This window comes from Streptococcus caledonicus, from assembly GCF_042656225.1.
Taxonomy (GTDB): Bacteria; Bacillota; Bacilli; order Lactobacillales; family Streptococcaceae; genus Streptococcus; species Streptococcus caledonicus.
In genome coordinates this window covers 1-9,019 of the sequence record NZ_JBHSOJ010000028.1, presented here as the reverse complement: position 1 = coordinate 9,019, position 9,019 = coordinate 1, and the positions used below count along the sequence as shown (strand labels likewise).

The following is a 9,019-nucleotide window of genomic DNA, read 5'->3' as shown; positions in this document are numbered from 1 at the left end:
GTCGCGATTTAAATGCATTGGGATAAATGTTTGTTCATTTTGAGTGAGTTGGGTTTTACGACGACCACAACGCTGCTTGTTAGCTTTGTAGTGTTCATAGGAATCATAGGCAGTATGTCCAGCCTTAAAATAAGCAATAATCTTATAAATAGTTTGTTTTGATCTTTTGAGAGAGTGACAAATAGCGCTAACTGCCATTCCTTCTTGGTAGTTAGCCTCTATCATTACAAGCTCGTTTGTGGTAAGATGAGTGTAGGTCATTTATGTTAGTTCCTCTCAGAAAAATGTGGTGTTTATCTGAGACTAACATAAATGGCTTTTTTCTGTCTCGCTTAATTTGACAAATTGGGAATCTAAAATATACTAAAAATCCCTCCTCAAAAAAGGAGAGATTAGCCTTAATTATAGACGTGCGTTAAGTTCTGCTGAAAGCTCTTCAAAACCTGGTTTTCCAAGGAGGGCAAACATGTTTTTCTTGTAAGCTTCAACACCAGGTTGGTCAAATGGGTTAACACCGTTGAGGTAACCTGATAAAGCAATGGCAAGCTCGAAGAAGTAGATGATATAGCCCAAGGTGAATTCGTCTTGCGCTGGCAAAGTCACAAACATGTTTGGTACATCACCATCTGTGTGTGCAAGAAGAACACCGTCTGTTGCTTTCTTGTTAACAAAGTCAACGTCTTTACCTTGGAGGTAGCCAAGGCCATCAAGGTCTTCAGCAAGTTCTGGAATAATCACGTTTTTGCGTGGTTTGTCAACACGGATAGCTGTTTCAAAGATGATACGAGCACCTTCTTGGATGTATTGACCAAGTGAGTGAAGGTCAGCTGAGAAGTTCGCTGATGATGGGTAAATTCCTTTTTGGTCTTTTCCTTCTGATTCACCTGCCAATTGTTTCCACCATTCTGCGAAGTATTGAAGAGATGGCTCATAGTTGACCAAGATCTCAGTTGAGTAACCTTTACGGTAAAGCACGTTACGAACTGCTGCGTATTGGTAAGCTTCGTTTTCAGAGATTTTATCTGATGAATAAGCTGTGCGTGCTGCTGCAGCACCTTCCATAAGGGCTGTTATATCAGCACCTGATGCAGCGATTGGAAGAAGTCCTACTGCTGTCAAGACTGAGAAACGGCCACCGATGTCATCTGGAACCACAAATGTTTCCCAACCATTAGCGTCAGCTTCAACTTTAACAGCACCTTTAGCTTTATCAGTTGTCGCATAGATACGTTTGTTTGCTTCTTCTTGACCGTATTTTTTTACCAAAAGCTCTTTGAAGACGCGGAAAGCAATCGCAGGCTCAGTTGTTGTACCTGATTTTGAAATCACGTTAACTGAGAACTCTTTATCTTGAACATACTCAACCAAGTCAGCAAGGTAAGTTGATGAGATTGAGTTTCCAGCATAAAGGATTTGTGGAGCTTTGCGCTCCTCAGCTGTTTGAAGGTTTACAAAGTGATTGCTTAAGAAATCAATGGCTGCGCGCGCACCGAGGTAAGATCCTCCGATACCGATAACAACCAAGACTTCTGAATCTGACTTGATTTTTTCAGCAGCTGCTTGAATACGAGCAAACTCTTCACGGTCGTAGTTTTCAGGAAGATCACTCCAACCAAGAAAGTCTGAACCAGGACCAGTACCTTCACGCAATAATTTGTCTGCTGCTGAGACTTGTCCTTGCAAATAGTCAATCTCATGTTGACCAGCAAATTTTTCTAAAACTTTTGAGTAATCAAATGTAATATGTGTCATTAGCTTCTCCTCTTAAATATCTAAAATCTTGTACTATGATATCGTTTTATGACGCATTTTTCAATCATTTTCTTATATATCGATAACTTTCATATTTATTTTCACATTTTCAGAAATATTTCAGAAAATCATATTGATGATTTAATCACTTCTACACGCGTTATTTTCCCATCTTTAATGCTATCAATCCGCAAAGCGACCTCTGTAAAGTAAACTGACGCACCTACGGCTACTGTTTTTTCTTCTGCTTCTAAGTGGCGTACCATAAAGTCACGAAGTAATTCTCCTTTTTCATTGGGTTTAAGATTCACTTTGGCAATCACATTTACCAGGCGAACTTTTTGACTCCCACGTACAATAATGCTACTAGCATCATCAAAACTGATAAAAAGATACTTGCGTGTGGCAAACAGCGCAGCTATTGCCAAAACACTTAGAAGCGTATCTAGTGCCGAACCATGCGAAATCACAAGTTGCCGCGCTACTGCAAAGAGCAAGACCTCAACAATGGTCCCTGACGTATGTTTACTAAGCATCTTAATCAGCTCAACACCAATGGCAATGGACATGGCTTGATTAAGAAAATTTTGCAGATAGTCTCCAATGCTTGCACTACTATTAAAAATAGACATTAGATCAACGAAAAGACGTCCCGTTAAAGCCAAAAGAACCAATACAAGAATCAGAGAAATCAAAATTTCAACGTAGAAAGATAATTCATAAAGAGTAGTTTGTAAAAATTTTCGCATTGTTTTTCCCTTTAGTACTTGATATTCTCATTTTACCCTATTATAACCAAATTAGCGAGTGAGATGGTAATCAAAATCAAGACTTATAACATGAATAAAATAGATATGGCCTTATTCATTTTTACAAACATGCATTAGCAATTTTAAAAGCTTATTATGTTTATTCAAAATTACTGTCTAATTTTTCTAAGCTCCTCCATTTGACGATGATAAACGTGACATTTATTATTCTAACTAAGTATAAAAACAAATATTTCCATCTAATAATTCACAGCTTATCCGATTAGTTTATTATTAGACTAGTTCGAATACAGAAAATTATTTTTCTTAGCCTCCCTCAGTAACGAGAGATTCTAAAAGGTCGAGGTATCTTTTTAGGTTGGAAATAAGCTGACAAAATCAGTTTTAGCAATCTTTCTTGTGCCCTACCGCTGACAGAGATCAACACTATGATGAAAGACACAACCATCGTATTTACTGCGCTTAACATTTAAAATAATAACTATTACCATCACGAGTGCTTGCCGTACTCAAACGATTATTTTTTACCATATAACTGTTAATCAACTTTTGGTTTTAAATTTAGCCATAAAATCAAGTTATTACTGATGCATCACTGAAAAAGAAAATAATTTCCGAACAAAAACTATTAATTATCTCATTTTGACAAAAAGATTAAATGTAAACTTTTTTGAAAAAACTGAAAATATATGCGTATTTCCCTTCTTCTATAACTTCAATTTTTACCAGTTTATGTTTGAAATATGGTATCTTATATTGTATAATTGAAGCATAAAAAGAAACTATATACTGGAGATTTATCAATGAAAAAATTACAACCCAACCGAAAAAAACACGAACGCTTATCATTATTAGGTGTCGGAACTATAGCAACAGTATTGACATTGGGAGCATTTGTACTAACCGGAGAACAAGCCAAAGCCAATACGATAACTTCTGAAAGCTCTGCTATACCTACACCAAGCGAAGCTACTCCTGATACTAATTCTCAAGCAGAGACGGCAACACCTGCTGAAGCTGGTAATTTACAAGATGAAACCTACCGCTCAGAATTGACAGAAGCAACAAAAGAATTAGTTACAGCAGAAGTGCAACTTGATTATCTTAATAATACATACGAACCTGCTTTAGAAGAGGTCAAAAACTCTCTTAGCGAGTTAACTTCAAAATCAGAAACGGATTATAAAGTTGCAACCGAAACCCCTAATGCTACTGACAGTGATAAAAAGATTACTGAATTAATGGTATCATATGCCTATGGTGCCAATGCTGGATTCCAACAACTCTGGGATTACTACCATTTTACTAAAGATTCTAGCAAAGCAGAACTGCAAGCAATTATTGATAAATACGAAGAGGAAGCTGATCCAAAGGCCTTACTTTCTCCAGAAGAAGAGCTATTTATCTTAGAAGTTGGTAAACAAACAATCTTAGATATGCAAGCTGATAATGTAGCCACCAAAGCCAAGCGTGATACATTAACACAAGAAGCTTTTGAAAAATACTCCGAAGGACTTAAAAATCCTAATATTGCCTTCGAGGACTTAAAGACATTAGCATTTATTGCTGGACAATATATGGGAAATAACTTTGTTCCTGCTCTTGAGTATGATTTTACAGAACTTGATGCTCGTATCACAGATTTAAAAGCTCAATTAAATCCTGCGACTCAACCCCCAGTTCCAACAACGCCAACAGCTCCAGTAACTCCAACGAATCTAGAAAAAGTTTCATCAACAAGTCATACTAAAGCGACACCTACAAGTCATACTGTACAAAACACCAAGTCTTCTCCGACTCTTCCAACAACAGGTGATCAAAGTGCTACTCCCCAACTGATTGTCGGCATTGTTAGCATGGGATTATCAGGTATATTACTCAACAGACGTCGTCGTAACATGAATTAATCTAATTACAAAATAACTTCAAGAACACACCGTAATTTATTTTCTGCCTTGGTATTATTCAAGACGAGAAAATTACGGTGTGATTTTCATTAAGTAAAATCTTATTTAAGAGAAATTGTCCTAGTGTTACAATTCCTTTCAATATCTGGTTGCTTCATAATGTCCTCTTACCAGTATTGTCTACAATCATTTTGAGCAATGAAGCGCCATAACCAGTATTTTATTTGGTCATGAAGCAGGGAGGAATGAAGGAAATTTTAAGCACCCATACTACATTAGAACAAATGCTAGTAAAAATGATAGTAAATAACAGTATAAATACCTTTTTCCTCGTCGTGCCTCCCTAAAAATAAAGCTCAAATAAATTATGAACGTCATGTAGTTCAAAATATCTACAAATCAAAAATCTAACCTGCGTAGCAAGCAGATTAGATCTTCATTTATTATTTTACCGTTGTTAACAAGTAGTCTCCCGCATTCAAGTTATATTCTTGAGTAGTCAGGATGTCATCAAAATCGCCTGTATTGGTTACAATGATTGGTGTGATAACAGGTAAACCTGCCGCACGAATCGTATCAAGGTCAAATTGAAGCAATTGTTGGCCTGCTTCTACTTTATCACCAACAGCAACAAATGACTTGAAGCCTTTACCTGCTAGAGAAACTGTATCCATACCAATGTGGATAAGGATTTCAGCACCATTTTCAGTGCGAAGACCGATGGCGTGACCTGTTGGGAAAAGAAGAGTTACTTCTGCCTTAGCAGGTGCTACTACTGTACCATCTGTTGGATCAATCGCAATCCCTTTCCCCATTGCTCCTGAAGCAAATACTTGATCAGGAACATCAGTAAGCGCAACACGTCTACCGATAAGTGGGCTAGCAATGATTTCTTGTTGAACTTCTTTAAGCTCTGCTACTGGTTCAACGGTCTCAGTTTTTGCAGGCGCAACTTCTGGCCCACCATAAAGGTAAGGAACTGGAGCAACCATTTGGATAGCAAATGAAATAAGAATTGCTGCTACTGAGAAGCCAATGAGAATAAACATTGGTGTCATTCCCTCGGTTGGGCTAACATAACCAGGGTACATAAAGATTCCTAATGCGCCCATTGCGTAGTTCTTAAGATCAAAGAATGATAATCCTGCACCAATCAAACCTGATACCGCACATGAAATGTAGAATGGGGTTTTCATTGGAAGAGTGATACCATAAATTGCTGGTTCTGTCACACCAAAGATTGATGAAATAAGTGCTGGAACAGTAAGAGTTTTAACTTTTTCTTCTTTAGATTTCAATAAGATTGCTGCCAAAACACCTGTCTGAGTAAAGTTAGGAAGGGCAGCTGCAATAAGAATATTTGACCATCCGTTTTGTGAAAATTGTAAGATTGCAAGTGGCACCAAAGCCCAGTGGAGCCCGAACATTACCAATACTTGCCACAATGTACCAAGCAAGATTCCATAGACAATAGGGCTGAAGTTCATAACAGAAGTAAATGCTACTGAAAGTAAATCAGAAGCTATATTAGCAACCGGCCCAACAGCTAAGAAAGTCAATGGAACTGTTAGAATAATTGTCACAAAAGGAACAACGAAAACTTTAACCACATCTGGTGTGATTTTTTTCATTACTTTCTCAATTTGAGATCCTACCCAAACAGCTAAGAGGACTGGCATTACAGTTTGAAGGTAACTACCTGATGATGGTAATTCAAATGGAATACCAAAGACATGGTCAAGGCCTGCTTCTTTCAACGTAACAACAGTAGTTGGAAGCGTTGGGTAAACCAAGGCCATTGCAATCGCCATTGCTGTAAATGGGTTCATTTTAAATTTGTTAGCTGCATTATATGCTAATACGATTGGTAAAAATTGGAAGAAGCCATCACCCGCAGCATTTAAAATCGCATATAGCGCACTATTATCAGCACTCCATCCAAGTGTTGCCCCTAAGATAGCCACAACACCTTTGATGATCCCAGCAGCAGCAAGAGCACCAAGAGATGGTTGGAAAATTCCTGAGACTAAATCAACAAAACGGTCAAACAGATTACCTTTAGGAGCATCTCCTTCATTAATATCTAAACTTCCTGACCCTGACAATCCACTGACATTCAAAAATTCAGCATAAACATCAGGGACGTGGTTTCCAATAACCACCTGATACTGACCACCTGCTTTAACAACCGTCACAACTCCGTCACGTTGCTTAAGGTAATCGTCGTCTGCTTTTGACTCATCTTTCAACTGGAATCGAAGACGTGTCACACAATGTTTAACTGAGTTGATGTTTTCTTTACCACCAACGTGTTCTAAAATATCCGTAACTAATTCTGTGTATTTATTAGCCATAGGGAATCTCCTTTTGATTTGTGATATGTTTAGGGTGATCAGGTCTAAACATGATAGAAACTGCTAGGTAAAATAGAAAAAACCTAAACAAATACCAAACAATACAGGTACCCTAAAAAGAGTATCTTATTATCTTGTATTTATCTAGGTTTTGCCTGCCTACCAGTAACAATCCTTAACTATGTTTCAATTATAACCTAAACCGCTTTCTTTTGCAAGCGTTTTTTTGAAAAAATTATAAAAAATAACTCTAAGCTAATCATTTAGCCCAGAGCTATCTCCTTATTCCTATTTCTTATCAATCACCGTACTAAACCAACGTCCATTCAAAACAGTAGTATCAAGCTCTTGCTTCAGATCAGAAGGTAATGTCGTGTCCTCTGCCATTTTTTTGAGAATGTCTTCTGCTGTTTCTGCATCAACGGTATCTTCTATAATGGCTTTCTTTTGATCAGCATCCAAACGAAGCACATTATTTTTATCAGTCCATGCTGTCCAATTGGTCAAAGACTTCTCATTAGGGTTTCCCGTTCTCACAAAATTTTTCAGATAATGTTTGAATTGTTTGGCTAAATCCTGAGCCCCTTCTGTGTTAAAGTCTTCTCCAATAAAAGTGGCATAGTTTGAAGGTTGTTGAAGTAATGGTTCAAAAATGCCATGGAAGGCTCCAAGTGAAGCTGCTAAAGTTGGCGTCACCTTAGCATTATCACCATAGGCAATTTCGCCTATAAAGATATCCGATTTATAGTTAGCAGCCATCTTACGTGCACTTTCGACACCATTTGATAGGCGATACAAGGCACTCCCGTAAGTCTCTGCATAGGTTAATTCCGCTAATTGACTAGTATTTTTAAACAAATCACCACTTGAAAAATCTTTCGCAAAGCGTAGGTCAAAGGCTGAGAATAATGAAAATTCACTTGTTCCTGTAATTAACATTATTGGCACATCATTATAGGTTTTGCTTTCAAAACCTTCCTTAGGTATAACTACCCCATCTTTGTATAGATGAGGGAACGCCTTCATTCGGATCATCGCATTTCCCATAAGAGCGACCAAGCGATCTCCAGAGACAGATTTTAAATACTCTAGTGCCTCTCCATCTGAGGTTAGTAACCAGTTCTTTGCTTCCTCTTCGGTTGCTTTAATGCCATCTTCTACTACTAAAGGTGCAATAGCTGTCGCGAAAATGGCTTGGCTTTCTTCGGTATCTGCCAAGGTCATACCGCCACTAAAAGAAATAGCTTTGTCATATTTCCCCTTAAATAATGGAGAAATAAGGGTAGACATGACGTCTCGTCCTCCAGCTGAGAAGCCAGTAAGTGTGACATTATCAGCATCTCCACCAAATGACTCAATGTTTTCTTCGACCCAATCAAGAGCTGCAGCAATATCTAATAAGGTATAGTTCCCTGAATTTTCCTCATCATTTCCAGTTTTCAAAGCCTCCAGCGGATTAAAGCCAAGAGGACCTAAGCGGTAATTGACAGAAACATAAACCGCATTCAGGTCATTAACTAAAGTGTTTCCTTTAATCTCTTGTGCATGGCCCGTTTGATTATTTCCGCCATGAAGAAAGACGATGACAGGTAATTCTGTTTCATCCGTATTTGGTCTGACAACATCTAAGTTTAATGCCTCCTCACTACCAGTAACTTCTCCGTTTGAAAATTGCAGTGCTTTTTCACCATACTGAGTGGCATCATAAGTTTCTCTCCATTTTGCAACTTCTTTAGGTGCACTCCAGCGCTCTGCTGTAGCATACGGAATCCCTAACCACTCTAACGCCTTATTCTCTGAGTCCTCTTTACCTTTAAGACTACCACTAGCAACGGTTTGCGTCAATGATTGATTGAAGGTTTGTTTCGTTTCCGTCGAACGATTATTGGAACAAGCGACTAGAACCATACTTGATAGCCCAAGAGCAATAATTTTTTTCCAATCCATAAGATTGCCTCCTTATATTGGGCTGTTATGGCAAACTAAAAAACCTAGAAAATCCAAATGACAGCACTACAAAAATAGCGACTGTATTTTGAAATTTCTAGGTTTTGCCTGCTTACCAGTAACAATCCTTATTTACACTTCTATTTTATTATAAAGCGCTTTCTTTTGCAAGCGTTTTTATAAAGTGGGCACGTCAAACGCATGAAAAACTTCTCATAGTCTTTTTGTGCTTTGGAACGATTTTTGAAAGGGATATAATTGCCTACATCCATTGGTCGTCCTCTACTTT

Annotated in this window: 5 protein-coding genes and 1 pseudogene; 1 reads left to right on the top strand and 5 read right to left on the bottom strand. The window is 37.9% G+C overall.

Annotated features, from left to right (window positions below):
• The 3 genes and pseudogenes from ACFPQ3_RS09765 to ACFPQ3_RS09755 form a co-directional block, all read right to left on the bottom strand.
• Nucleotides 1-261 (bottom strand): annotated as a pseudogene (locus ACFPQ3_RS09765) (IS30 family transposase); the annotation flags it as partial.
• Between the two features lie 141 nt (nucleotides 262-402).
• On the bottom strand, nucleotides 403-1,752 hold the full coding sequence (locus ACFPQ3_RS09760; RefSeq protein WP_156807230.1) for a glucose-6-phosphate isomerase: 1,350 nt from the start codon (nucleotides 1,750-1,752) through the stop codon (nucleotides 403-405).
• Between the two features lie 128 nt (nucleotides 1,753-1,880).
• Nucleotides 1,881-2,501 carry a phosphate-starvation-inducible PsiE family protein gene (locus tag ACFPQ3_RS09755; protein WP_156807229.1) on the bottom strand — a complete coding sequence of 207 codons (621 nt, stop codon included), beginning with the start codon at nucleotides 2,499-2,501 and terminating at the stop codon, nucleotides 1,881-1,883.
• An 824-nt stretch (nucleotides 2,502-3,325) separates the two neighbouring features.
• Here ACFPQ3_RS09755 and ACFPQ3_RS09750 point away from each other — a divergent pair.
• Nucleotides 3,326-4,429 (top strand): LPXTG cell wall anchor domain-containing protein, encoded by a 1,104-nt coding sequence (locus tag ACFPQ3_RS09750; protein ID WP_156807228.1) that lies wholly within the window; start codon nucleotides 3,326-3,328, stop codon nucleotides 4,427-4,429.
• A gap of 443 nt (nucleotides 4,430-4,872) precedes the next feature.
• Here ACFPQ3_RS09750 and ACFPQ3_RS09745 read toward each other — a convergent pair whose 3' ends face one another.
• Both ACFPQ3_RS09745 and ACFPQ3_RS09740 read right to left on the bottom strand, forming a co-directional pair.
• On the bottom strand, nucleotides 4,873-6,783 hold the full coding sequence (locus tag ACFPQ3_RS09745) for a beta-glucoside-specific PTS transporter subunit IIABC (protein WP_156807227.1): 1,911 nt from the start codon (nucleotides 6,781-6,783) through the stop codon (nucleotides 4,873-4,875).
• Between the two features lie 288 nt (nucleotides 6,784-7,071).
• Nucleotides 7,072-8,730, bottom strand: coding sequence for a carboxylesterase family protein (locus ACFPQ3_RS09740; RefSeq protein WP_156807226.1), 1,659 nt, complete (start codon nucleotides 8,728-8,730; stop codon nucleotides 7,072-7,074).
• Nucleotides 8,731-9,019: the final 289 nt, after the last annotated feature.